Consider the following 23,330-nt stretch of genomic DNA (forward strand, 5'->3'; position numbering starts at 1 on the left):
GGAGACCACCGTATGAAACCGCATCTCGTCGTCATGGCGGCCATCGCCGCCGCTTCCGTCATCGCCATCGCCTCGCCCGCCAAGAGCCTGGGCGAGCCGTGGATCAAGGCGGGCGAAACACCCGGCCAGTACGAGATCGGCGTCGATGCCGAAGGCTACGGGCGCGGCGGCAATGCCAAGTTCCTGCGCCAGGTGAGCGGCGACGGCAATGGCTGGAGCACGCTGATGCAGCAGATCTCCCCGGTCGACTACCGCGGCAAGCGGGTGCGCTTCTCGGCGCAGGTGCGCACGCGCGACATTTCCAGGTGGAGCGGGCTGTGGATGCGCGTCGACAGCCCGGGCAAGCACGGCGCGTCGTTCTACAACAGCCAGGACAAGCCGATCAGCGGCACCACCGGCTGGCAACCGCGCAGCGTCACGCTGGATGTGCCGGAAGATGCCAGCGTGCTGGCCTTCGGCGTGATCGGCGCCGGCAAGGGCACCGTGTGGATCGACGACCTGAAGATCGAAGTCGTCGGCAAGGACGTGCCGGTCGACAGCATGGGCCCGGCCCAGAAACTGGCCACCAAACCCTCGCTGTAGATGCCGGCCCAGGTTCCGAACAGCGACTGGCCCGGCGCGCAGGAAGCGCTGCGCCAGCTCGCCGGCACGCCGCGCCAGGCTGCCGCCGGTGCGGTGCTGGCAGCCGCGCTGGCGGCGGCCGGCTGGGCACTGCGCGCCGAAGCCTGGTTCGCGCTGTTCGTTGCATTGCTGGCCGCAGCGGTGGTCATGACGGCCGGCATGGCGCTGTTGCGGCGCGTGCTGCCGCGCGGCGCCGGCTGGCTGTGGCCCTGGCTGTTCCTGCCGCCGGCGCTGCTGGCCGGCGCATGGGTTGCCGTGCGCGCCTACCATGCCTGCGACGTGTCCGCGCCCTCGATACTGGACGATACGCAGCTGTTCGGCTGCGCACTGGCCTTTGGTGCGGCGATGTTCGGCGTGCCGCTGATGAATGCGCAGCGCCAGTCGCAGGCATTGCAGCTGGCCCACCTGCGCCAGGCCGCGCTGGCCGCCGAACTGAAATCGCTGCAGGCCCAGGTCGAGCCGCACTTCCTGTTCAACACGCTCGCCAATACCCGCTACCTGGCAAGGCATGCGCCGGACCAGGCGGTACGCATGCTCGATCACCTGATCGCCTACCTGCGCGCGGCGCTGCCGGACTTGCGCAGCGAAGCCTCGACCCTGGGCCGCGAATGCGAACTGGCCGAACACTACCTGGCGCTGATGGCGATCCGCTTCGGCGACCGGCTCGATGCGCAAGTCGATTGCCCGGCGGCCCTGCGCGCGGCCAGCCTGCCGCCGCTGATGCTGATGACCTTGGTGGAAAACGCCATCCGCCACGGCGTGGAACCGAAGCCGGGCAAGGTGCGCGTGCGGGTCTCGGCATCGGCGGGGCAGGGCATGCTGCGCATCGTGGTGGCCGACGATGGCGCGGGCCTGGGCGGCACGGTGCTGGGCAGCGGAGTCGGCTTGCGCAACCTGCGCGAACGCCTGGCCGCGCTGCATGGCGGCCGCGCCGGTTTCGAACTGCGCACCGGCAGCGGCGGCTGGACCGAGGCCGAACTCGCGCTGCCGCTGCCTGCCGGGGTCCTGGCATGACGATACGCCCCCGTGTCCTGATCGCGGACGATGAACCGCTGCTGCGCGGCGCGCTGCGCGAACAGCTGGAGCAACTGTGGCCCGAGGCGGAACTTGTGGGCGAAGCGGCCGATGGCTATGAAGCGCTGCGGCTGGCGCGCGAGCTGGCGCCGGACCTGGCCTTCCTCGATATCCGCATGCCCGGCCTGTCCGGCCTGGAAGTGGCGCGCACCTTCGGCGGCCGTACCCACGTGGTGTTCGTCACGGCCTACGACGAACACGCCGTCGAGGCATTCGACCAGGGCGCGCTCGACTACGTGCTGAAACCGGTGGAGCCAGTGCGGCTGGCGCGCACGGTGGCGCGGGTGCGCGAGCGGATCGCGCACCCGCCACCGGACCTCGCCCAGCTGGCGCAGCGGCTGCAGCCGGCGGCCGCGCCCTCGTGGATCCAGGCATCGGTCGGCCAGACCATCCACTTCATCGACCTGCACGACATCGTGTATTTTTCCGCCGAGGCGAAGTACACGCGCGTGGTCACGGACCGTCTCGAAGCGCACATCCGCACGCCGCTGAAGGAACTGGCCGACATGCTGGGCGAGGCCGGCTTCTGGCAGGTGCACCGCGGCTACGTGGTGGCGGTGCGCCGCATCGCCGCCGCGATGCGCGATGCCGATGGCGCCATGTGGCTGACCTTGCGCGACCACCCGGCGCGGCTGCCCGTCAGCCAGCGGTTCCAGGCGCGCTTCAGGGGCATGTAACAGGGGCATGTAACCCGGGCATGCAGCTGGGGAATGCAGCAGGGGCATGCAGCAAGCCATCGCGGCGAAGTTCCGCGCATCGCCGGGCCCGCTGACCGGCAGCAACGGCGCGCCGCATGGCCGTGTGCTTCGCACTCCAGTTCGCTAATCTGTGTCGGGACGCAGCCGCGTCCATCCACCCATTGGAGAACACCATGCTGAAGAAACTATTGCTCGCCATCGCCGCCATCGCCGCCACGATGGGCATCGCGTTTGCCCAGGTCGACGTCAACAAGGCCGACCAGGCCGCCCTCGATTCCGTCAAGGGCATCGGCCCGGCCAAGTCGAAAGCCATCCTGGACGAGCGGGCGAAGGGCGAATTCAAGGACTGGGCCGACTTCCAGCAGCGGGTCAAGGGCGTCGGCGACAAGAACGCGATGAAGCTCTCCGAAGCGGGCCTGCAGATCAACGGCAAATCGCGCGACGGCGCGCCGGTCAAGGTGGCCGACGCGAAGAAATGAGCTGGCGAAGAAACGCTGTCATGCATCAATGACCCGGGCCCGAGCCAGCCGCTTACGTTAGGCGTCCTAGCCTCGCCAATAGCGCCTGCAATTACCCCAAGGACGAACTGCTGGGGTCAGACCCGACGGGTCTGACCCCCGATTTTGCACTTGGGGTGGCGGGCACTGGTCCTTAACAGCTGACTGTTCCGATGCTCTTTCCGGTGCGAAGGTCGATCCCGATCCAGCAATCGTATCCCTTGTTCCTTCCTTCGGCAGTGTAGGTACACTGCACTCCCTGCTTTGCTCGTTGCCTGTCTCCTTCGTCTTGCGAGCAGGTGTAGCGCAAGTCGGGCCCGATGGAATCGAATATTTCTTTTGCCGGCTTCCCTTCGATGAGGATGGAGAGCTTCCTTTCTGTCGGGGTGGGCGCTTCCCGATCGGACAGGATCAGCCCGGAGAAGATCGTGTAGCGGGCCTGAAGTGGCCGCCATGATTCCAGGGGAGCAGCCTTCGCTAACGTAAAAATGGCTGCCCCAAGAAGGACAAGTCCCAATGGTTTCTTCATGTCGGATCCAGATGGTTACGTGAAAATGGTTGTCGTGATGGGTGCTTGCCAGCGTAAGCCTGGTCACTGCTCGCGAGGCATGCCGAGATCAACGAAAACACCAGGAGCGCCGCAATTGCTCCCGATCCCACGAAAAGCCGCAAGCCTGGCTCGCTGAGCTGCAGTTGGAAGGGGAAGCTTGCTTAGGCCATGTGATTTCTCCTAACCGAAGTCGGCAGGGGCCGACCACCACGGTGCATGTCGACAATCCGCGACATCCGGCGGCCTGGCCTGCCTGACTGCACGATACTTGCAGAAATTTATTTTCCTTATGTATATAATTATTGCTATCAGTTATTAACTTATTCCTTAGCCAGCAACCCGGTCACGATCCCATGCGCAAATCATTCGGCACTCTCACTGCGGCGCTGCTGCTGTCCGCCACGCTCGCGCTGCCCACGCAGGCCGCCAACGTGGCCATGGGCTGGAGCTGGTACTACACGCCCACGCTGGCCGACAACCTCACGGCGCGTGGCGACCAGGTCAGCGTGCTGCAGGACTACGACGCCGCCACGCTGTCCGCGTTCGACGTGTTCATCCTGGATGGCACCACGCGCGCCAACGCGGCCGAACTTGATGCCTTCGTGTACCAGGGCGGCACGCTGATCCTGCAGCCGCTGTCCATGCGCTACGCGGGCATCACGCCGGGCCTGTCCGTCGCCGGCGGTTACCACCACATGGCCCATGCCGAAAGCCAGCCCGGCATCGAGGTGCTGGCGGACTACGACTGGCTGCTGAAAGGAGTCACCTTGCCGGCTGCCGGCAGCGCGACGGTCGGCCGCGAGATCGGCACCGCGTTTGCAGAAGGGGCAACCCAGGTGCTGGAATGGGAAGACGGTGCCGCCTTGCTGGGCTACCGCCAGTATGGCGCCGGCACCGTGATCGGCTTCAACGTGAACCTCGTCACCGGGGATGCCAGCCCGCTCGATGCCGAATGGTCGAACCGCATCGTCTACAACGCCATCGATGCGGCCGCCGTCAGCGCCGTGCCGGAGCCGGCCACTCACGTAATGCTGGGCGCCGGCCTGCTGGCCCTGGCCGCATGGCGGCGCCGCGCACGGGACACTAAGAGATAAGTAAATAAATCAGTTTATTTATACGCGCGGCGGGAGTATAGTCGGGTCATCCCTTTCCAAGGAGACCGCCATGACTGCCGCTGCCATTTCCTCCGCATGCTCGGCCTTGCTGGCCGACGCCCAATGCCACGGTCCGCTGTACGGTCCGGGCTTTTCCAACCACTTGCCGATGGCGCTGATCGCGCTGGACCGGATGGGCGCGCCGCCCGCCGTGCTGGAGCGCTTCGCCACCGGCCACCGCCCCCGGCTGCAGCCTGCCGGCGAGGCTGAACCGGTCGGCGATCCGCTTGCCTTGCTGGGGCGGCACGCGAACTACGCGGGGCTGGTGCGGTTCTTTACCGCCGCTGTCGCGGCCGATGGCGAAGACGCCGTATTGCGCCACTGGCTGCCGGTGCTGGTGCCGGGGCTTGCCGCGGCCGGCTTCCACGCGATGATCCGGCTGGCCTATGCGCTGGACGCAGGGGACCGCGGCGAACTGAGCGCCGCGCTGGCGTTCTGGGTGCTGGCCTGGAAACCCGTGCCGGTACCGGCCGGCCGCCGCGATGAACCGCTCGAAGCGATCGCGGCGCGCATCGTCAAGGCGACCGGCGACGGCGGCGGGGCAGGGCCGACCATCGGCTCGCGCATGGCCGCCGTGGAGCGGAATCCGGCGCTGGCCGATGCGCAGCCGGCGGCGCTGGCGCTGCGCGACGTGGCCGCGTTCGCGCTGGCCGCCTTCCATGCCAGTCCGGATTTCATGCTGCTGCATACCGTCACCGCATGCCACGCATTCCGGACCGTCGTGCGGCATGTGGAAGACCGGGAAGGCGCGCTGCGCCAGTTGTGGCAGGCCGTGCTGGTGGCATGGCTGGCGGCGCAGCGCGAAGGCCGCCGCGCGCACCCCACGCGGGCCGGCTGGGACGAAATCGAAGCGTGCGCGATCCAGTCGACGGACGACCATGTGATCAAGCTGTGCCACACGGCGCGCGTCGAATTCGCCGAATACGGCGATGCCCGCTACGTGGAGATCGCCGCCCGCGCCGTGGAACCCTGGTGAAGCACTAGCGTAGAACCAGTGAAAAACTAGACAGCCAGCGGCAGGTTGGCCAGGAACGCGTGGATCTGCGACACCACCTGCGCGCCTTCGCCCACGCCGGCCGCCACGCGCTTGGTGGAGCCGGCGCGCACGTCGCCGATGGCGAACACGCCGGGCACGCTGGTTTCCAGCGGCGCCCGCTGCGGCTGGTCCTTCGGGTAGATGCCCTGTTCGAAGTTGGCGCGGCACTGGGCCTTCGTCACGTCGTGGCCGGTGCGGATGAAGCCTTGCGGATCGACGTCCACGCCGCAATCGCCCAGCCAGTCCGTGTTCGGGTCGGCGCCGATGAACAGGAACACACGGCACACGGTCGAATCGTGCTCTTCGCCGGTGCGGTTGTTGCGCAGCCGGACGCCTTTCAGGCCGTCGTCGTCGCCTTCCAGGCCAACGATTTCCGTATGCGCATGCAGTTCGATATTGCCCGTGGCGTGGATCCGCTCGATCAGGTAAGTCGACATCGTGGCCTTCAGGCCGTCGCCGCGGATCACCATGTGCACCCGCTTGGCGTGGCCGGACAGGAACACGGCCGCCTGGCCCGCCGAATTGCCGCCGCCGACCAGGATCACTTCCTCGCTCTGGCACAGGTTGGCCTCGATGCGCGACGCCCAGTAGTAGATGCCGCGGCCTTCGAACTGGGCGATATTGTCCAGCGCCGGGCGGCGGTAGCGCGCGCCGCACGACAGTACCACGGTGCGGCCCTTGATCCGCTTGCCCTCGGCAAGCTGCACCTCGAGCGGGTAGGTGTCGCACACCAGGCGCGTGGCGGGCGCCGGGATGGCCAACTCCACGCCGAATTTCTGCGCCTGCACGAAGGCGCGGCCGGCCAGCGCACCGCCCGAAATCCCGGTGGGGAAGCCCAGGTAATTCTCGATACGGGCACTGGCCGCCGCCTGGCCGCCGTACGCGCGCTGCTCCAGCGCCAGCACCGACAGGCCTTCGGAGCCGGCATACACGGACGTGGCCAGGCCGGCCGGACCGGCACCGACCACGATCACGTCCCACACCTTGTCCTCGTCCAGTTCCGGCAGCAGGCCCAGGCAGCGGCCCATGTCCGCATTGCTCGGGTTCTTCTTCACGCTGCCGTCCGGGCACACCACCAGCGGCCAGTCGTCCGGCCCCGGCTGGTAGTACTCGCACAGGCTGCGCGCCTGTTCGTCTTCCTTCGGGTCGAGCACCGTGTGCGGATACGCATTACTGGACAGGAAGCTGCGCAGCTGGTGCAGCCGTCCATGGCCGGCGGGCGCCACCAGCACGGGGCCGCCCGAATTCGCTTCCAGCAAGCCCACGCGGCGCAGGATCAGCGCCCGCACGATGCGCTCGCCCAGCTCGGCCTCGGCGATCACCAGCGCGCGCAGGCTTTCCGGCGGGATCACCAGCGCTTCCACGTCGCCCACGGCGAATGCGTTGACGAGGGTGGGGCGCCCGGCCAGCTGCGACACCTCGCCGGTGAATTCGCCGCGGCCGTGTTCCGTGATGGGCCATGAATTGCCCAGGCCATCGTAGCGGCTGATGGCAATGTGGCCGGCCAGCGTGACGATCAGCCCGAAGGTGGTGTGCCCCGCTTCCAGGATGCGCACGCCGTTCCCGTAGGTGCGCACGGTGCCGAAGCGCTGCAGCTTCTTGATTTCCGCCTCCGACAGCACGGGGAACATCTGGTAGCGCCGCGACTCGAGGTTTTGCGACACGGGCGGTACCGCGTCGTGGCGGCTCGCTTCGGGCACGAACTGGGTCGGGGTCAGCTGCATGTTCGCCATGGCGGTTTCCTGCGTGATGTTGATGATGGTGAGGGTCGACTGGGGGACTGTGCCGGACTGCGGTGGCTGGCCGCCAGTGTAGCCGATCACCCGCCGCCAAAGTGCCGCCAGCGCCCCCGGTATCCCGTTCGGCAGATGTCGCGCCCCGCCCACACGGTGGCCGCGCACCGAATAAACTCTTTGCATGTCGAAATGTAAACGGTTACATTCTTGCAAGCGAACCCGGCCTTGCAACCTTGCACGGCCGCTTTTTTTCCTGGCGATGTAACCGCTTACATCAGGCAAGAGAGGAGACCCGACGGCAATGGCGGTGACGATCAAGGACGTGGCGCAGGCGGCAAACGTGTCGGTGGCATCCGTGTCGCGCGTCCTCAACGGGCATGCCACGGTGACCGAGGAAACCCGCGCGCACATCCTGGCCATCATGAAGCAGTTGCGCTACGTGCCGCACGTGGGCGCGCGCAGCCTGTCCACCAGTCTCACCAACACCGTCGGCGTGCTGCTGCCGGACCTGTACGGCGAGTATTTTTCCGAAATGATCCGCGGCATCGATGGCGCGGCGCGCCGCCGCGGCCTGCACCTGCTGGTGGCCAGCCTGCATGGCGGCGCGGACGAAGCGGCGACGGCGCTGCGCACGATGCGCGGCCGCGTCGATGGCCTGCTGGTGATGTCGCCGCACGCCGATGCCGCCTTCCTGTCCGACAACCTGCCCGAGCACCTGCCGATCGTGCTGCTCAACAGCGGCGCCGGCGGCGCCGCCTATGCCTCCGTCTCGATCGACAACTACAGCGCGGCCTATGCGATGGTCGAGCACCTGGCCGCCAGCGGCCACCGCAGCATCGGCTTCATCACGGGCCCGGCCGGCAACTTCGAGGCGCAGGAACGGCTGCGCGGCTACCGCGCCGCGCTGGCCGCGCTGCTGCCGGGCGCGCGCGAGGAACTCCACGAAGGCGATTTCAGCGAAGAAGCCGGTGCCCGCGTCGGCGCCGCGCTGGCCCGCAGGATGGGAGCAAGGACAGGAGCAAGGACAGACGCGAGGAAAGAAGCAGACAAGCGCTGCCCGCACGCGCTGTTCGCCGCCAACGACATGATGGCGATCGGCGCCCAGCTGGCGCTGCAGGCCGCCGGCGTTGACGGGCCGGGCGAGATCGCGCTGGCCGGCTTCGACGACATTCCCGTGGCCCGCTACGTGACACCCGCATTGACGACCGTGCGCGTGCCGATCGCCGGCATGGGCGAGCAGGCGCTGGACCGGCTGGCCGGCCTGGTTGCCGGCGAGGCCGGCGGCGGCGCGCAAACCCTGGAGGCGCAACTCGTGGTGCGGGCCTCCAGCGGCCATACCGGCCGCGCTGCATCGCACAGGATTCCCATAAAAGGAGACTGACCATGAAGAGCACTTCCTGCCACCCGCTGCGCCTGTCCGTGATGGCCGGCGCGCTGGCCTCGGCCCTGCTGGCGGCCGTGCCCGCGTCGGCGCAGCTGTCCACCGCCACCTTGCGCGGCCAGGTCACGGCGGCCGGCGCGGCCAGCCCCGCGGGCACGCCCGTGACGGCCACCAACGAGGCCAACGGCTATACCTACCGCACCACCACGCGGGGCGACGGCGGCTACGTGCTGACCGGCCTGGCGCCCGGTTCGTACCGGATCCAGGTCGGCGGCCAGGTCACCGAAACGGTCACGCTGGCGGTCGGCCAGACCAGCACGCTGGACTTGAACACGGCCGCGGCCAGCGGCGACCAGCCGCAGCGCATCGTCATCACCGGCTCGGCCGCGCGGCGCGACGTAGCCACTTCCGAAGTCGGCACCTCGGTCTCGCGCGAGCAGATCGAGCGGCTGCCGCAGGTGACCCGCAACTTCCTGTCGTTCGCCGACCTGGCGCCGGGCGTGCGCTTCGACGTCGACCAGTCCGGCAACGTGACGCTGCGCAGCGGCGCGCAGAACCAGGACAACGTCAACGTGTTCATCGATGGCGTCAGCCAGAAGAACAACATCCTGCGCGGCGGCGTGTCGGGCCTCGATTCGAGCCGCGGCAACCCGTTCCCGCAATCGGCCATTGCCGAATACAAGGTGATCTCGCAGAACTACAAGGCCGAGTTCGACCAGGTGTCCAGCGCCGCCATCACGGCCGTCACCAAGTCCGGCACCAACGAGCTGCATGGCGACGTGTTCTGGGACCATACCGGCACCAACGTCACGGCGATGGACCCGTTCCAGAAGAAGGCCGAGGCGCAGGGCATCGGCCGGCCCGATTCCAAGCAGGACCAGTTCGGCATGACGCTGGGCGGCCCGATCAGGAAGGATGTCGCGCACTTCTTCCTGGCCTATGAAGGCAAGAAGATCGACGATCCGCGCCAGATCCTGCTGCAGAACCGCAACCTGCTGCCCGATGCCGGCGTGGTGCCGTCGCTGGTGGCGCAGCAGGGCGCCACCACGTCGAAATTCGACGAAGACCTGTTCCTCGGCAAAGTGAATGCGCGCATCTCGGATGAACACGAGCTGGAAGCGACCCTGCGGGTGCGCCGCGAAACCGACCTGGTACCGGAAGACAAGCTGCTCAGCCTGCCCGGCAACGAGGTGGCGCGCGACAACGACGAAGACCGCTTCGACGTGAAGCACACCTGGACCACCGACAACTTCGTCAACGAAGCGCGCATCGGCTACGAGAAGTACACGTGGAATCCCCATTCGACGGCCACCGAGCCGTACATCAAGTACCTGGTCTCGCCGACCAACACGCGTGACAACGTGGTCAGCGTGGCGATCGCCGGCGGCTCGCCGAACGCCCAGTTCCGCGAGCAGAAAGGCCTGCTGCTGCAGGATGACTTCACCTTCACGGGCCTCGACCGCCACACGCTCAAGGGCGGCTTCAAGGTCAAGCGGATGGAGTACGACCTGTCCGGCACGGCGCGCGCCATCGACATGTTCGAGCAGCTGATCGACAACCGGACCGGGGTGCCGACCGTGACGAAGACCGACCTGGCCATCGCGCCGATCGGCGTGAACTTCAAGAACACGCAATACGGCATCTACCTGCAGGACGACTGGCAGGCCACGCCGAAGCTGGAACTGAACCTGGGCCTGCGCTACGACTACGAAAACAACATGCTGAACGATGGCTATGCCACGCCGGCGGACCGGGTGGCGATCTTCGGCCAGCAGGATCCCCGCACCGGTGCGCCGGCCGGGCAGACCTACGCGCAGTCGCTCGCCAAGGGCGGCGTGAACATCGCCGACTACATCAGCAACGGCAGCAGCCGCAAGGCGTTCAAGGATGCCTGGCAGCCGCGCCTGGGCTTTTCGTTCGACATCAAGGGCGACCGCAGTTCCGTGCTCTTCGGCGGCTGGGGCCGCGCCTACGACCGCGCGGTGGCCAACTACGCGCTGGACGAACTGCAGAAGAACGCCCAGCGCAACGGCGAGATCTGGATGATCCGCAACGACCACAAGGCGCCATACACCGACCAGTTCAGCTTCGGCCTGCGCCAGGCCCTCGGCATCTGGAACGGCGAGGCGGGCTACACGAATTCACGCAGCCGCAACCAGTTCAACTGGTTCGGCGGCAACCGCGATCCGCAAGGCGGCTGGCGCAACCAGAGCCCGATCGATCCGCTGTGGGGATCGGTCGATCCGTACGGCACGCTGGTCCTGGGCGACTTCATCAGCCAGGCGCGCACCGAGACCGTGTACTTCAAGCTGGACAAGCCGTATTCGCGCGCCTCGCGCTGGAGCCTGTCCGCCACCTACACGTACAGCGATGCGCAGACCACCAACAAGGAGTGGAAGAACGACATCTTCAACTGGACCTACGGCCGCTACCCGGGCCAGTGGAATCCTTCCGCGGACGTGGAAAAGCACCGCCTCGTCGTGGCCGGCACGTCCGGCGACCTGCTGCCGTGGGGCCTGCTGCTGTCGGGGAAGGCGACCTTCGGTTCCGGCCTGCCGTTCCGCATGACCGATTGCCACCTGGGTGCCACGCAATGCGTGTCGATCCAGGGCGAGAGCGACAACTTCAAGCAGGTCGATGTCGGCCTCGCCAAGGACATCGCCTTCCGCTTCGGCGCGCTGACCCTGCGGGCCGACGTGATCAACCTGTTCAACAGCATCAACTATGGCGGCTACGACGGCTGGGTGGGCCAGCCCGGCTCGGCCAACCGCTATGGCGGCGACAACCCGAACGTGGGCCTGGCCAATGCGATGGGCGGGCCGATGCGCACGCTGAAGCTGTCGGCGCGCTACGCGTTTTGAGGAGGGACCATGCGCCGCTCATTCGCCGCGCTGGCGCTGGCCAGCGTGCTGGCCGCGCCGGCCAGCGCCGTCAATGCCTTGCCGCCGCTGTTCGACGACCTGCAGGAACGCACCTTCCGCTATTTCTGGGAGACGGCCAATCCGGCCAACGGCCTGGTGCCGGACCGCCATCCCACGCCGTCGTTTTCCAGCGTGGCGGCGGTCGGCTTCGGCCTGACGGCGTATCCGATCGGTGTCGAGCGGGGCTACATCACGCGGGCCCAGGCGCGCGAGCGCACGCTGGCCACGCTGCGCTTCTTCCGCGACGCGCCGCAGGGCGACGCGAAGTCGGGCATGACCGGCCACAAGGGCTTCTTCTACCACTTCCTGGACATGAAGACGGGCCAGCGCCACGGCAACGTGGAACTGTCGACGATCGACACGGCGCTGTTCCTGGCGGGCGCGCTGTTCGCGCAATCCTACTTCGACCGCGAAGAGCCGGACGAAGTGGCGATCCGCCGCCTGGCCGCCGAGATCTACGCGCGGGTCGACTGGCAGTGGGCCGCGGCCAACAAGCCGGCCGTGTCGCTGGGCTGGCGGCCGGAGAACGGCTTCATCCAGTACGACTGGAAAGGCTACAACGAGGCGATGCTGCTGTACGTGCTGGCGCTGGGTTCGCCCAATCCCGCCCATGCGCTGGGGCCGGACGCATGGAAGGCGTGGACCAGCACATATGAGCGCAGCTGGGCCGCGCCCCCGTATGGCGCCGAACCCCGGCCGCACCTGACATTCCCGTCGCTGTTCGTGCACCAGTACAGCCACGTGTGGATCGACTTCCGCGGCATCCGGGACGACTACCTGCGCAAGGTGAACGAACAATACAAGGGCTTCGACTACTTCGAGAACAGCCGCCGCGCCACCTACGCGCAGCGCGACTACGCGATCGCCAATCCGCTGAAGTGCAAGGGCTATGGCGCCGACGTGTGGGGCCTGACGGCCAGCGACGGCCCGGTCGACCAGACCTTCGCGTGGCAGGGGCAGCGGATCCCGTTCCGCAGCTATGCGGCGCGCGGCATGGGCGGCCTGCAGCATTACGACGACTGCACGCTGGCGCCGACCGCCGTGGCGGGCGCGCTGCCGTTCGCGCCGGAGATCACTATTCCCGCGGTGGTGGCCATGAAGGAGCGCTACGGCGACTTCATCTACGGGCGTTACGGCTTCCTCGATGCGTTCAATCCCAGCTTCGAGTTCAAGGCAAGGCTCCAGCACGGAAAGGTGGTGCCGGGCAAGGGCTGGGTGGCCGGCGATTACCTCGGCATCGACCAGGGGCCGATCCTGGCCATGACGGAAAACCACCGCAACGATTTCGTCTGGCGCGTGATGCGCACCAATCCCGCCATCCGCACGGGCCTGGTCCGTGCCGGCTTCACCGGCGGGTGGCTGGACAAGTGAAGGAAGGGCGCCGAACCGCGATGCGCGGCCTGCTTGCCGCCGGCATTGCCGCTGGCCTGCCGGCCTGCACGCGCACGGTCGACGATGGCGCCACCGTGCTGAAATTCTGGGCCATGGGGCGCGAGGGCGAAGTCGTCACCGCGCTGATCCCGGAGTTCGAACGCTTGCATCCCGGCGTGAAGGTCGACGTGCAGCAACTGCCGTGGACCGCCGCGCATGAAAAGCTGCTGACGGCGTTCGCCGGCGAGGCAATGCCGGACCTGTTCCAGCTCGGTAATACGTGGGTGGCCGAACTGGCGGCGCTGAAGGCCATCGAGCCGCTCGACGCGCGGGTGGCGGCATCGCCCACGCTGGACCCGAAGGATTTTTTCGCGGGCATCTGGCAGACCAACGTGATCGATGGCCGGCTGTACGGCGTGCCGTGGTACGTCGACACGCGGGTGATGTTCTACAACCGCGAGCTGCTGGCGCGCGCCGGCCATGCCCGCATGCCGGCCACGTGGGAGGGCTGGATGGCGGCGATGCGCGCCGTGAAGAAGGTCGTCGGGCCGGACAAGTACGTGATCCTGCTGCCGCACGAGGAATTCGCGCCGCTGCTGGTGCTGGCCCTGCAGCAGCCGGAAGAACTGCTGCGCGACGGCGGCCGCTACGGCAACTTCCGCAGCGCGTCGTTCCGGCGCGCGCTGCAACTGTATGCGGACATGTACCGCGAGGGGCTGGCACCGAAGGAGCGGGTGTCGAACATCTACCACGAGTTCAGCACCGAATATGTATCTTTCTACATTTCCGGACCGTGGAACATCGGCGAGTTCCGCCGCCGCGTGGCGCCGGACCGGCAGCATACCTGGGCCACGGCGCTGATGCCCGGTCCGCACGGCCCCGCTGCGTCGCTCGCTGGCGGGTCCAGCCTGGCCGTGGCCAGCAGTTCGCGGCACAAGCAGGCGGCCTGGCAGCTGGTCGAATACCTGTCGCAGGTGGACACCGCGGCGGAGTTCAATGCGCTGACCGGCAACCTGCCGCCGCGCCGCGCCAACTGGAGCGATGCGCGCCTTGCCGCCGATCCCCCGGCGCAGGCATTTCGCCTGCAGCTGGAGAACGTGCGGCCCGAACCGCGCGTGCCGGAATGGGAAAGCATCCTGGCCGAGCTGCGCGTGATGGGCGAGCGGGTGGCGCATGGCGATATCGGCGTCGACGCCGCCGCCGTGGCGCTCGATGCCAGGACCGACCGCATCCTGGAGAAACGGCGCTGGATGCTGGACCGGGAGGCACGGCGATGAAGGTCCAACGGGCGGCATGGTGCTTCGTGGCGCCGGCGCTGCTGGCGATCGGCGTGTTCTTCTTCCTGCCGGTGGCCGCCGCGCTGGCGATGAGCCTGACCGATTTCGACATCTACGCGCTGGCCGACATCGGCAACCTGCGCTTCGTGGGCTTGCGCAACTACCTCGAACTGCTGCAAACGCCGCTGTTCTGGCGCGCGCTGGGCAATACCTTCTACTTTGTCATCGTCGGCGTGCCGCTGTCGATCGCCGCCTCGCTGGGCGCGGCACTGTTGCTGAACTCGCGCGTCACCGTGCTGAAAGGCCTGTTCCGCACCGTGTATTTCGCGCCGGTGGTGACCTCGCTGGTGGCCGTGGCCGTCATCTGGCGCTACGTGCTGCATACCCGCTACGGCATGCTGAACTACGCGCTGTCGTGGTTCGGCCTCGAGCCAGTGGACTGGCTGGGCGACCCGGACTGGGCGATGCCGGCCATTATCCTGTTCGCGGTCTGGAAGAACTTCGGCTACAACATGATCATCCTGCTGGCCGGCCTGCAAAGCATTCCGCACGACCTGTACGAGGCGGCCGGCCTGGATGGCGCCGGCGCGTGGGCGAAGTTCCGCTGGGTGACCTGGCCGATGCTGGGCCCCACGCTGCTGATGGTCAGCATCCTGTCGATGTCGGGCTACTTCCAGCTGTTCGCCGAGCCCTACGTGATGACCCAGGGCGGCCCCGTGCAAAGCACCGTCAGCGTGCTGTATTTCATGTACGAGCAGGGCTTCAAGTGGTGGAACCTGGGTGTCGCGTCGGCGGTGGCCTTCGTGCTGTTCGCGATCATGTTCACGATCACGCTGCTGCAGCTGCGCGTGGCCAGGGGGCTCGACGCATGAGGAAGCTCCTGCTCAATGGCGCGATGGTGCTGGCCGGCGTGCTGGCCGTGTTCCCGCTGGTGTGGATGGTGTCGGTGTCGCTGATGCGGCCCGGCGAAGCCAGCGCCTTCCCGCCGCCGCTGCTGCCGGCCGAGGCCACGCTGGCCAACTACCGGGAATTGTTCGCCCACGCCGGCATCGGGCGCTACCTGTTCAACAGCCTGCTGCTGTCGACCGGCGCGACGCTGCTGTCGCTGATGTTCAACGTCACCGCCGGCTATGCGTTCGCCAAGCTGCGCTTCGCGGGGCGCGAACGCATCTTCCGCACTTTGCTCGGCGCCCTGGTGATTCCCGCCCAGGTGGCGATGCTGCCGCTGTTCCTGCTGCTGAAGCAGCTGGGCCTCGTCAACACGTATGGCGCCGTGCTGGTGCCGGCGCTGGCTTCCGTGTTCGGCATCTTCCTGGTGCGGCAGTACGCGCTGTCGATCCCGGATGCGCTGCTGGAGGCGGCGCGCATGGACGGGGCGGGGGAGTGGCGCATCTTCCGCGCGATCGTGCTGCCGCTGCTGACGCCGATCCTCGTCACGCTGGCGATCTTCACCTTCCTCGGCACGTGGAACGACTTCATGTGGCCGCTGATCGTGTTGACCGACAAGGACCTGTACACGCTGCCGGTGGCGCTGGCCGCGCTGTCGCGCGAGCACGTGCAGGACAATGAACTGATGATGGCCGGTTCCGTGCTGACCATCGCGCCGGTGCTGCTGCTGTTCCTGGGCTTGCAGCGCTACTACATCCAGGGCTTGCTGGTGGGGAGCGTGAAGGGATGAAGACGTGGATCGGGGCAAGGGCGATGGCAACCGCGCTGGCATTCATGTTGACAAGCGTGCTGGCAAGCGTGCCGGCAACCGTGCTGGCGGCCGAGCCGGTCGGCGCGCGGCAGCTGCTGGACGATTTCGAGACCCTGGCGCCATGGCAGGCGCAGGCATCCGATGGCGTGCTGGCCGAGGCGGCGTCGGTTCCCGGTTTCCGGGGCAGGGCGCTGCGGCTCGACTTCGACTTCGCGGGCAAGGGCGGCTACGCCTTCGCGCGCCGCGCGCTGCCGCTGGACCTGCCGGACAACTACGAGATCTCTTTCATGATGAAGGGGGCCGCGCCATCGAATCATGTCGAATTCAAGCTGACCGACGCTTCCGGCGACAACGTGTGGTGGTACCGGATGCCCGACCACGTATTCCCGGATGACTGGACGCTGGTGCGGTTCAAGAAGCGGCAGGTGGCCTTCGCCTGGGGGCCGGCGAAGGATCGCGCCCTGCGCCGAGCCGACCGGATCGAGTTCGTCGTCAGCGCCGGCAATGGCGGCAAGGGATCGGTCTTCGTCGACGAACTGGCGCTGCGGCCCTTGCCGCCGCCGCCCGCGGCATGGCCGCCATTGCGCGCGGAAGCCAGCACCGCCACGGCGCCGGCCGGGCTGGCGGTGGACGGCAGGCGCGATACCGCATGGCTGGCCGGCGCCGGGCGGCAGCAATGGACGCTGGACCTGGGCGCGGTGCGCGAGTTCGGCGGCCTGGTGCTGCACTGGCTGCCGGGCCGGCATGCGCGCCGCTACGACGTCGCGCTGTCGGTGGATGGGCAGGCGTGGCAGGCCGCCAGGAGCGTGCGCGACGGGAACGGCGGCAGCGATGCGCTGCTGCTGACGGAATCGGAAGCGCGCCATGTCCGCCTGCTGGTGCACGACGGCCCGTCGGAAAGCTACGGCCTGGCCGAAGTGGAGCTGAAGGACCTGGCCTTCGGCGCCACGCCGAACGATTTCATCGATGCGCTGGCGGCGGCCGCGCCGAAGGGGCGCTATCCACGGGGCTTCTCCGGCCAGCAGCCTTACTGGACGCTGGTGGGCGTCGATGGCGGCGCGCGCCACAGCGCCCTGCTGGGCGAGGATGGCGCGATCGAACCGGCACGGGGCGGCCCGTCGCTGGAACCGTTCGTGCTGGCCGGGGGCACCTTGCACGGCTGGGCCGATGCCGAGGTGACCCAGTCGCTGCGGGACGGTTACCTGCCGATCCCGTCGGTGCACTGGCGCACGACCGGGTGGACCCTGACGACGACCGCGGCGGCGGCCGGCACGCCCGAGGCGTCGCGGCTGCTGGCGCGCTACGAGTTGCGCAACCTGAAAGACGTGCCGCAAGTGCTGGAACTGGTGCTGGCCGCGCGGCCGTTCCAGGTCAATGCGCCGCGCCAGTTCCTCAACACGCCCGGCGGCTTCGGGCCGATGCGCGCCATCGGGTGGGATGGCCGCGCGCTGGCGGCCGGTACCGCGCGCTTCATTCCCCTGCGCGCGCCGGATGCGGTGCAGCTGTCCTCGTTCGACGGCGGCCTGCTGCCGCACGAAGGCCAGCGCGATGGTGGCGCCAGCCCCCGCGCCGTGAACGACGACACCGGCATGGCTTCCGGCACGCTGCGCTGGACGGTGCGGCTGCCGGCGCGGGGCAGTGCCGTGGTCGGCGTGGTGGCGTCGCTGGCGGGGCCGGCGGAACCGGCGGCGGGCGACATCGCCTGGCTGGACCGCGAGCTGGCGCAGGTGGCCGATGGCTGGCGCGCGCGCCTGAACCAGGTCGAACTGCGGGTGCCGCCGGCCGGGCAGCACATGGCCGACACGCTGCGCTCGTCGCTGGCGCATATCCTGATGACGCGCGACGGCGCGGCGATCCAGCCGGGCACGCGTTCCTACCTGCGCTCGTGGATCCGCGATGGCGCCATGATGTCCGAGGCGCTGCTGCGCATGGGCCTGCCGGAAATCGCCGCCGACTACCTGCGCTGGTATGCGCCGTACCAGTTCGACAATGGCAAGGTGCCGTGCTGCGTCGACCGGCGCGGCGCCGACCCGGTGCCGGAGAACGACAGCCATGGCGAGCTGATCTTCCTGGCCGCGGAACTGTACCGCTACACCCGCGACAGGGAGGCGCTGCGGGCCATCTGGCCGCGCGTCGACGCCGCCGCGCGCTACATGGAAACGCTGCGCCAGTCGGAGCGGGGCGCCGCGCAGCGTGGCACGCCGCTGTATGGCCTGATGCCGGCCTCGATCAGCCATGAAGGCTATGCGGAAAAACCGATGCATTCGTACTGGGACGATTTCTGGGCGCTGCGCGGCTACAAGGATGCGGTCGCGATCGCCGAAGCGCTGGGCCGGCGCGGCGACGCGCGCCGGCTGGCACGGCAGCGCGACGAATTCCGCCGCGACCTGTATGCCTCGCTGGCCGCCGCCACGCGAGAGCACGGTATCGACTACCTGCCCGGCGCGGCCGAGCTGGGCGACTTCGATCCCACCTCGACGACGATCGGGCTGACCCCCGGCGGCGAACAGCGGCACCTGCCGCGCGCCCTGCTGGAAAACACCTACCGCAAGTACTGGGCGTTCTTTACCGCGCGGCGTGCCGGCGGCAAACCGTGGGAAGACTACACGCCGTACGAACTGCGCAACGTCAGCGCCTTCATCCGGCTGGGCTGGCGCGACAGGGCCCATGAACTGCTCGACTACTTCTACGCCGACCAGCGCCCGCGCGCGTGGAACGGCTGGGCCGAAGTGGTGGGCCGCGAACCGCGCAAGCCGCGCTTCCTGGGCGACATGCCGCACGGGTGGATCTCGTCCGACTTCATGCGCGCCGCGCTCGATGCGTTCGCCTACGAGCGCGAACCGGAACATGCGCTGCTGCTGGCCGAGGGCATCCCGCCGGCGTGGCTCGATGGCGACGGCATCGCGATCCGCGGGCTGCGCACGCCGTACGGTCCGCTCAGCTACAGCCTGCGCCGCACCGGCGGGCAACTGCTGTTGCAGGTGGAAGCCGGCCTGGCCATGCCGCCCGGCGGCATCGTGCTGCGCTGGCCGCTGGCCGGCCCGCCCGGCGTGGCGCGGCTGGACGGCCGGCGGGTGCCGCTGACGGACGGCGCCGTCACGATTCGCCGGCTGCCGGCCACGCTGGCCATCGACCTGGCGCCAGCGGCGAAGCGGCCATGACCGGCACCACGAACACGCCACGGAACGACCTGATGGACAACCGAATGAACATCCCGATGAACCTCCCCACGAGTAACCGGATCGACACACCAATGAGCAACCTGATCGACAACCCAATGAGAAGCCCGGCGAGCAAGCCCGTCCGGTTCCCCGCCGAGCCGGGCGTCGGCATGCGTGGCGACATGGTAAGGTCGCAACCGTGCGCGAACATCGCCGCCACCATGGCGCCTGCCTGAACGACGAAAAGCGAGAACACGATGGCCATCACCCCTCCCGGCTCCCTGACCGGCGCTCACCTGGATGCGGCGAATATGCAGCGAACGCATTTGCCGCCTACGCATTTACAGCCTAATGCCCGTTTGCTGTCGAACGGCCGGCTGACCACGCTGATCACCGAATCCGGCAGCGGTTTCACGCGTGCCGGCGACATCGCGCTGACGCGCTGGAACGGCGACCGCGTCACCGATGCCGAAGGCTGGTTCTTCTACCTGCGCGACGCCGAAACGCATGACCTGTGGTCGCTCGGCGCGCAGCCGTGCGCCGCCGCGCACGACCCGGACCTGCAGCGCGCCGCCGGGGCCGGCCTGGCGAGCATGTGGCTGGAAGTGTCGGCCCATGGCATCCTGGCCCACATGGAAGTGGTCGTCCACCCCGACAAGGACGTGGAACTGCGCAGCATCGTCGTCACCAACCTGTCGGGCCGTTCGCGGCTGATCGAGCTGACCGGCTACCTGGAGGTGGTGCTGGCGCGGCAGGCCGACGAGGCGGCCCATCCGGCGTTTTCCAAGCTGTTCGTGCAGACTGAACACGACGACGCCACGGGCGCCTTGCTGGCGCACCGCCGTCCCCGCGGCGCCAACGAACCGGGGCTGTGGATGGTCAATGCCGCGCTGGGCGGCAGCGAACCGCAGTTCGACACGGACCGCGCCAGCTTCCTGGGCCGTGGCCGCGGCCCCTGGCATCCGCAGGGCATCGACGGCACGGCCCTGGCGGGCACCGCCGGCAACGTGCTGGACCCGGCCATGGCCCTGCGCCGCACGCTGGCGCTGGGCACCGGGGAGCAGGCCAGGCTGGTCTTCATGCTCGGTACCGCGCCCACCCGGGCCGAGGCGCTGGCGCTGGCGGCCGCGCTGCCGGACATGAACGTGCCCGCCATCCTGGGCGATGCGCAACTGCGTGAGACGGTGCTGCTCGGGCAGGTCGGGTTGCCGGGCACGCAGGCCGAGTATTACCACCAGCTGGCCGCCGCCGTGCTGTATGGTCAATCGGCGGCGCACGCCGGCGCGGCAGGCGGCGCGAGCGCGCAAGCGCCGGCCGACGCCGGACAGTACGGCCTGCCGCAGGGCGAGCTGGCCATCGTGCATACCGCCGGGCCGGACGACCTGATGCTGCAGGCGCTGCTGTCGGCGCGGCGTTTGTGGCAGGCGAAAGGCTTGAACCTGAACATGCTGGTGCTGGACGAGCACGGCAACGGCACCGCCATCGAGCAGGGCTTGCTGGTGCGCCGGACGGCCGATTTCGCCGCTGGCCACCTGGCACAGTTCGAGCGCACCGCCCATCTCGTGGTGCGCGGCAAGCTGCCCGGGCTGTCGCGCCCCGATGGCCACGCCGCCATGCCGCCACGGCGGCGGGTACCAACGCTGCCGGCCGATGCCGCACCGCCGCGCCCGCGCGAGGCGCTGCAATGCTTCAACGGCTATGGCGGCTTCAACGCGGCCGGCGACGAATACGTGATCCGCATGGACTGGGACCGCCACGCGCACGGCCTGCGCCGCCCGCCGCTGGCATGGAGCAACGCGATCTCGAACGAGACCTTCGGCTGCCTGGTCAGCGACGGCGGCGCCGGCTATACATGGAGCCGCAACAGCCGCGTGCACCGGCTCACGCCATGGCACAACGACCCGGTCGCCGATCCGCACGGCGAGGCGCTGTACGTGCGCGACGAGGACACGGGCGAATTCTGGTCGCCGCTGCCCGGCCCGGTGCCGGCCGCCGAAGCCTACGAGGCGGCGCACGGTTTCGGCTACAGCCGCTTCGATCACGCCAGCCATGGCTTGCGGCAGGAAACCACGGTCTTCGTGCCGCGCCACGATCCGGTGAAGATCGTCCGGCTGGCGGTCAGCAACGAGGGCGACCGGCCACGCCGCGTGGCGCTGTATTCGTTCCAGCACCTCGTGCTGGGGGGAACGCCGGCCGACAGCAGCCGCCACGTCGTCACTGGCCATGAGCCCGGCCCCGACGCCACGGTACAGGCCATCCTGGCCACGAACGCGCAGGCCGGCGTGTTCGCCGATGGCGTCACGGTCGCGGCGGTGCTGGCGCCCGGTGCGCAGGTCACGCATTTCACCGCCGACCGCGCCGCGTTCCTGGGCCGGCACGGCGCCGCCAACCGGCCCGCCGGGCTGGCCGTGCCGGCGCTCGACCACGCCACCGGCGCCGGGCTCGATCCCTGTGCCGCGTTCCAGGCCGTGTACGACCTGGCGCCCGGCCAGACCGTCAGCTGCGTGTTCCTGCTGGGCGAGACGCTGTCGCGCGAGACGGCGCTGGAGCTGGTGCGGCGCTATCACGCGGAAGGCGCGGTGCCGGCCGCCCTGGAAGAGGTGACCGGCTTCTGGCGCGATACGGTGGGTGCGGTGCGCGTCGAGACGCCCGTGAAGGAACTGGACCTGGTGATGAACGGCTGGCTCATGTACCAGAACCTGTCGTGCCGGATCTGGGGCCGCTCGGCGTTCTACCAGTCCGGCGGCGCGTTCGGTTTCCGCGACCAGCTGCAGGATTCCTCCGCGCTGGTCTATGCGCGGCCGGACCTGGCGCGCAGCCAGATCCTGCTGCATGCGGCCCACCAGTTCGAGGAAGGCGACGTGCTGCACTGGTGGCACCCGGCGCCGATGGAGCAGGGCTTGCGCACGCGCTTCTCCGACGACCTGTGCTGGCTGCCGTACATCACGGCGTTCTATGTGAAGACCACCGGCGACCTGGCCGTGCTGGACGAGGTGGCGCCGTTCCTCACCGCGCGCCAGCTGGAGGAAGGCGAGGACGAGGAGTACCTGGCACCGATGCCGGCCGGCACGTCTGCCGACGTGTACGAGCACTGCTGCCGCGCGCTGGACCGTTCGCTGACGAAGGGCGAGCATGGCCTGCCGCTGATGGGCACCGGCGACTGGAACGACGGCATGAACCGCGTGGGCCGCGAAGGGCGCGGCGAGAGCGTGTGGATGGGCTTTTTCCTGATGCGCATCCTGCGCGACTTCATCCCGTTCTGCGAACAGCGGCGCGACGGTTCGCGCGTGAAGATGTACACCGACTACCTCGAGCACCTGGCGCAGGCGCTCAATGACGGCGGCTGGGATGGCGAATGGTACCGCCGCGCCTATTACGACAATGGCGCCGTGCTGGGATCGAGGGACAGCGACGAGTGCCAGATCGACGCGCTGGCGCAGGCCTGGGCGGTGATCTCCGAAGCAGCCCCGCCCGAGCGCGCGCGGCAGGCGCTCGATGCGATGGAAGCACGGCTCGTCGCCGAGGAAGACCAGCTGATCCGGCTGCTCGCGCCGCCGTTCGTCGACACGCCGCACGATCCCGGCTACATCAAGGGCTATGTCGCCGGCGTGCGCGAGAACGGCGGCCAGTACACCCACGCGGCCTGCTGGGCGGTGCGGGCACTGGCCGAAGCGGGGCGCCGCGACCGCGCCGCGCGGCTGCTGCGCATGCTGTCGCCCGTCAGCCATGCGCTCGACCAGGCGGCCGCCGACATCTACAAGGTGGAGCCTTATGTGGTGGCGGCCGACATCTACGGCGCCGCGCCCCATGTGGGCCGGGGTGGCTGGACGTGGTACACGGGATCGGCTGGCTGGCTGTTCCGCGTGGGCCTGGAATCCGTGCTGGGCTGCACGTTCGAGGATGGCGATACGCTGGTGGTGGCGCCGCGCATCCCGGACGACTGGCCGGAGTTCCACGTACACTACAGGCTGCCGGACGGCGAGGCATACCACGTCGCGGTGCGCAATCCGAACGGCAGCGCGGCGAAGGTGATCGGCGTGACGCTGGACGGCGTGCCGCTGAACCTCGCCGATGGCGCCGCCCGCATTCCGCTGATGCGCGACGGCGGATCGCACGCCGTCGACATCGTGCTGGGCAGCGCCTAGCGCCGGGAC

Annotated in this window: 17 protein-coding genes; 15 read left to right on the top strand and 2 right to left on the bottom strand. The window is 68.7% G+C overall.

From position 1 onward, the window contains the following. Window positions 1-12: 12 nt before the first annotated feature. From OU994_RS08940 to OU994_RS08955, 4 genes are all read left to right on the top strand, one after another. Window positions 13-582 (top strand): transcriptional regulator, encoded by a 570-nt coding sequence (locus OU994_RS08940; RefSeq protein ID WP_281610467.1) that lies wholly within the window; start codon window positions 13-15, stop codon window positions 580-582. Next, window positions 583-1,635, top strand: coding sequence for a sensor histidine kinase (locus tag OU994_RS08945; RefSeq protein ID WP_281610468.1), 1,053 nt, complete (start codon window positions 583-585; stop codon window positions 1,633-1,635). Then, on the top strand, window positions 1,632-2,372 hold the full coding sequence (locus OU994_RS08950) for a LytTR family DNA-binding domain-containing protein (protein ID WP_281610469.1): 741 nt from the start codon (window positions 1,632-1,634) through the stop codon (window positions 2,370-2,372). Before OU994_RS08945 ends, OU994_RS08950 begins: the two co-directional genes overlap by 4 nt. Window positions 2,373-2,566: 194 nt before the next feature. Next, window positions 2,567-2,872, top strand: coding sequence for a helix-hairpin-helix domain-containing protein (locus OU994_RS08955; protein ID WP_281610470.1), 306 nt, complete (start codon window positions 2,567-2,569; stop codon window positions 2,870-2,872). Between the two features lie 172 nt (window positions 2,873-3,044). Here the strand turns inward: OU994_RS08955 and OU994_RS08960 are convergent, their stop codons facing one another. Beyond that, the gene (locus OU994_RS08960; protein WP_281610471.1) at window positions 3,045-3,419 is read right to left on the bottom strand and encodes a hypothetical protein; all 375 of its coding nucleotides are present in this window, start codon (window positions 3,417-3,419) and stop codon (window positions 3,045-3,047) included. Window positions 3,420-3,793: 374 nt separating this feature from the next. Here OU994_RS08960 and OU994_RS08965 point away from each other — a divergent pair, with 374 nt between their 5' ends. Together OU994_RS08965 and OU994_RS08970 are read left to right on the top strand one after the other, a co-directional pair. Further along, the gene (locus OU994_RS08965) at window positions 3,794-4,534 is read left to right on the top strand and encodes a PEP-CTERM sorting domain-containing protein (protein WP_281610472.1); all 741 of its coding nucleotides are present in this window, start codon (window positions 3,794-3,796) and stop codon (window positions 4,532-4,534) included. A gap of 70 nt (window positions 4,535-4,604) precedes the next feature. Continuing rightward, the gene (locus OU994_RS08970; protein WP_281610473.1) at window positions 4,605-5,570 is read left to right on the top strand and encodes a questin oxidase family protein; all 966 of its coding nucleotides are present in this window, start codon (window positions 4,605-4,607) and stop codon (window positions 5,568-5,570) included. Window positions 5,571-5,596: 26 nt separating this feature from the next. Here OU994_RS08970 and OU994_RS08975 read toward each other — a convergent pair whose 3' ends face one another. Further along, window positions 5,597-7,354 carry an FAD-dependent oxidoreductase gene (locus tag OU994_RS08975; RefSeq protein ID WP_281611605.1) on the bottom strand — a complete coding sequence of 586 codons (1,758 nt, stop codon included), beginning with the start codon at window positions 7,352-7,354 and terminating at the stop codon, window positions 5,597-5,599. A gap of 313 nt (window positions 7,355-7,667) precedes the next feature. On the opposite strand from OU994_RS08975, the gene OU994_RS08980 reads away from it, so the two are divergent. The 9 genes from OU994_RS08980 (at window position 7,668) to OU994_RS09020 (ending at window position 23,321) form a co-directional block, all read left to right on the top strand. Next, entirely contained in the window at window positions 7,668-8,747 is a 1,080-nt protein-coding gene (locus OU994_RS08980; protein ID WP_281610474.1) for a LacI family DNA-binding transcriptional regulator, read from the top strand. A 2-nt stretch (window positions 8,748-8,749) separates the two neighbouring features. Next, a complete protein-coding gene (locus OU994_RS08985; protein ID WP_281610475.1) occupies window positions 8,750-11,608 on the top strand; it encodes a TonB-dependent receptor domain-containing protein in 2,859 nt (952 codons plus the stop codon). A gap of 9 nt (window positions 11,609-11,617) precedes the next feature. Continuing rightward, window positions 11,618-13,039 (top strand): glucoamylase family protein, encoded by a 1,422-nt coding sequence (locus tag OU994_RS08990; RefSeq protein WP_281610476.1) that lies wholly within the window; start codon window positions 11,618-11,620, stop codon window positions 13,037-13,039. A 20-nt stretch (window positions 13,040-13,059) separates the two neighbouring features. Continuing rightward, window positions 13,060-14,316: a sugar ABC transporter substrate-binding protein gene (locus OU994_RS08995; protein WP_281610477.1), complete on the top strand. Its 1,257-nt coding sequence runs from the start codon at window positions 13,060-13,062 to the stop codon at window positions 14,314-14,316. Further along, window positions 14,313-15,188: a carbohydrate ABC transporter permease gene (locus OU994_RS09000; protein ID WP_281610478.1), complete on the top strand. Its 876-nt coding sequence runs from the start codon at window positions 14,313-14,315 to the stop codon at window positions 15,186-15,188. The genes OU994_RS08995 and OU994_RS09000 overlap by 4 nt, the downstream gene beginning before the upstream one ends. Beyond that, window positions 15,185-15,994: a carbohydrate ABC transporter permease gene (locus OU994_RS09005; protein ID WP_281610479.1), complete on the top strand. Its 810-nt coding sequence runs from the start codon at window positions 15,185-15,187 to the stop codon at window positions 15,992-15,994. The genes OU994_RS09000 and OU994_RS09005 overlap by 4 nt, the downstream gene beginning before the upstream one ends. Then, window positions 15,991-19,176, top strand: coding sequence for a discoidin domain-containing protein (locus OU994_RS09010; RefSeq protein ID WP_281610480.1), 3,186 nt, complete (start codon window positions 15,991-15,993; stop codon window positions 19,174-19,176). The genes OU994_RS09005 and OU994_RS09010 overlap by 4 nt, the downstream gene beginning before the upstream one ends. Further along, the gene (locus tag OU994_RS09015) at window positions 19,173-19,412 is read left to right on the top strand and encodes a hypothetical protein (protein WP_281610481.1); all 240 of its coding nucleotides are present in this window, start codon (window positions 19,173-19,175) and stop codon (window positions 19,410-19,412) included. Before OU994_RS09010 ends, OU994_RS09015 begins: the two co-directional genes overlap by 4 nt. Window positions 19,413-19,535: 123 nt before the next feature. Next, on the top strand, window positions 19,536-23,321 hold the full coding sequence (locus OU994_RS09020; RefSeq protein WP_281610482.1) for a GH36-type glycosyl hydrolase domain-containing protein: 3,786 nt from the start codon (window positions 19,536-19,538) through the stop codon (window positions 23,319-23,321). The last annotated feature ends 9 nt before the right edge of the window (window positions 23,322-23,330 follow it).

Origin of the sequence: Pseudoduganella sp. SL102, from assembly GCF_027856995.1 — a bacterium.
Taxonomy (GTDB): Bacteria; Pseudomonadota; Gammaproteobacteria; order Burkholderiales; family Burkholderiaceae_D; genus Rugamonas; species Rugamonas albidiflava.

Excerpts from the sequence above, each read along its gene's own strand:
- OU994_RS08945 (WP_281610468.1), top strand. The coding sequence starts at position 583 with ATGCCGGCCCAGGTTCCGAACAGCGACTGGCCCGGCGCGCAGGAAGCG.
- OU994_RS08960 (WP_281610471.1), bottom strand. The coding sequence starts at position 3,419 with ATGAAGAAACCATTGGGACTTGTCCTTCTTGGGGCAGCCATTTTTACG.
- OU994_RS09005 (WP_281610479.1), top strand. The coding sequence starts at position 15,185 with ATGAGGAAGCTCCTGCTCAATGGCGCGATGGTGCTGGCCGGCGTGCTG.
- OU994_RS08975 (WP_281611605.1), bottom strand. The coding sequence starts at position 7,354 with ATGCAGCTGACCCCGACCCAGTTCGTGCCCGAAGCGAGCCGCCACGAC.
- OU994_RS09000 (WP_281610478.1), top strand. The coding sequence starts at position 14,313 with ATGAAGGTCCAACGGGCGGCATGGTGCTTCGTGGCGCCGGCGCTGCTG.
- OU994_RS08950 (WP_281610469.1), top strand. The coding sequence starts at position 1,632 with ATGACGATACGCCCCCGTGTCCTGATCGCGGACGATGAACCGCTGCTG.
- OU994_RS09015 (WP_281610481.1), top strand. The coding sequence starts at position 19,173 with ATGACCGGCACCACGAACACGCCACGGAACGACCTGATGGACAACCGA.
- OU994_RS08970 (WP_281610473.1), top strand. The coding sequence starts at position 4,605 with ATGACTGCCGCTGCCATTTCCTCCGCATGCTCGGCCTTGCTGGCCGAC.
- OU994_RS08985 (WP_281610475.1), top strand. The coding sequence starts at position 8,750 with ATGAAGAGCACTTCCTGCCACCCGCTGCGCCTGTCCGTGATGGCCGGC.
- OU994_RS08990 (WP_281610476.1), top strand. The coding sequence starts at position 11,618 with ATGCGCCGCTCATTCGCCGCGCTGGCGCTGGCCAGCGTGCTGGCCGCG.
- OU994_RS08965 (WP_281610472.1), top strand. The coding sequence starts at position 3,794 with ATGCGCAAATCATTCGGCACTCTCACTGCGGCGCTGCTGCTGTCCGCC.
- OU994_RS08995 (WP_281610477.1), top strand. The coding sequence starts at position 13,060 with ATGCGCGGCCTGCTTGCCGCCGGCATTGCCGCTGGCCTGCCGGCCTGC.
- OU994_RS08940 (WP_281610467.1), top strand. The coding sequence starts at position 13 with ATGAAACCGCATCTCGTCGTCATGGCGGCCATCGCCGCCGCTTCCGTC.
- OU994_RS09010 (WP_281610480.1), top strand. The coding sequence starts at position 15,991 with ATGAAGACGTGGATCGGGGCAAGGGCGATGGCAACCGCGCTGGCATTC.
- OU994_RS08955 (WP_281610470.1), top strand. The coding sequence starts at position 2,567 with ATGCTGAAGAAACTATTGCTCGCCATCGCCGCCATCGCCGCCACGATG.
- OU994_RS08980 (WP_281610474.1), top strand. The coding sequence starts at position 7,668 with ATGGCGGTGACGATCAAGGACGTGGCGCAGGCGGCAAACGTGTCGGTG.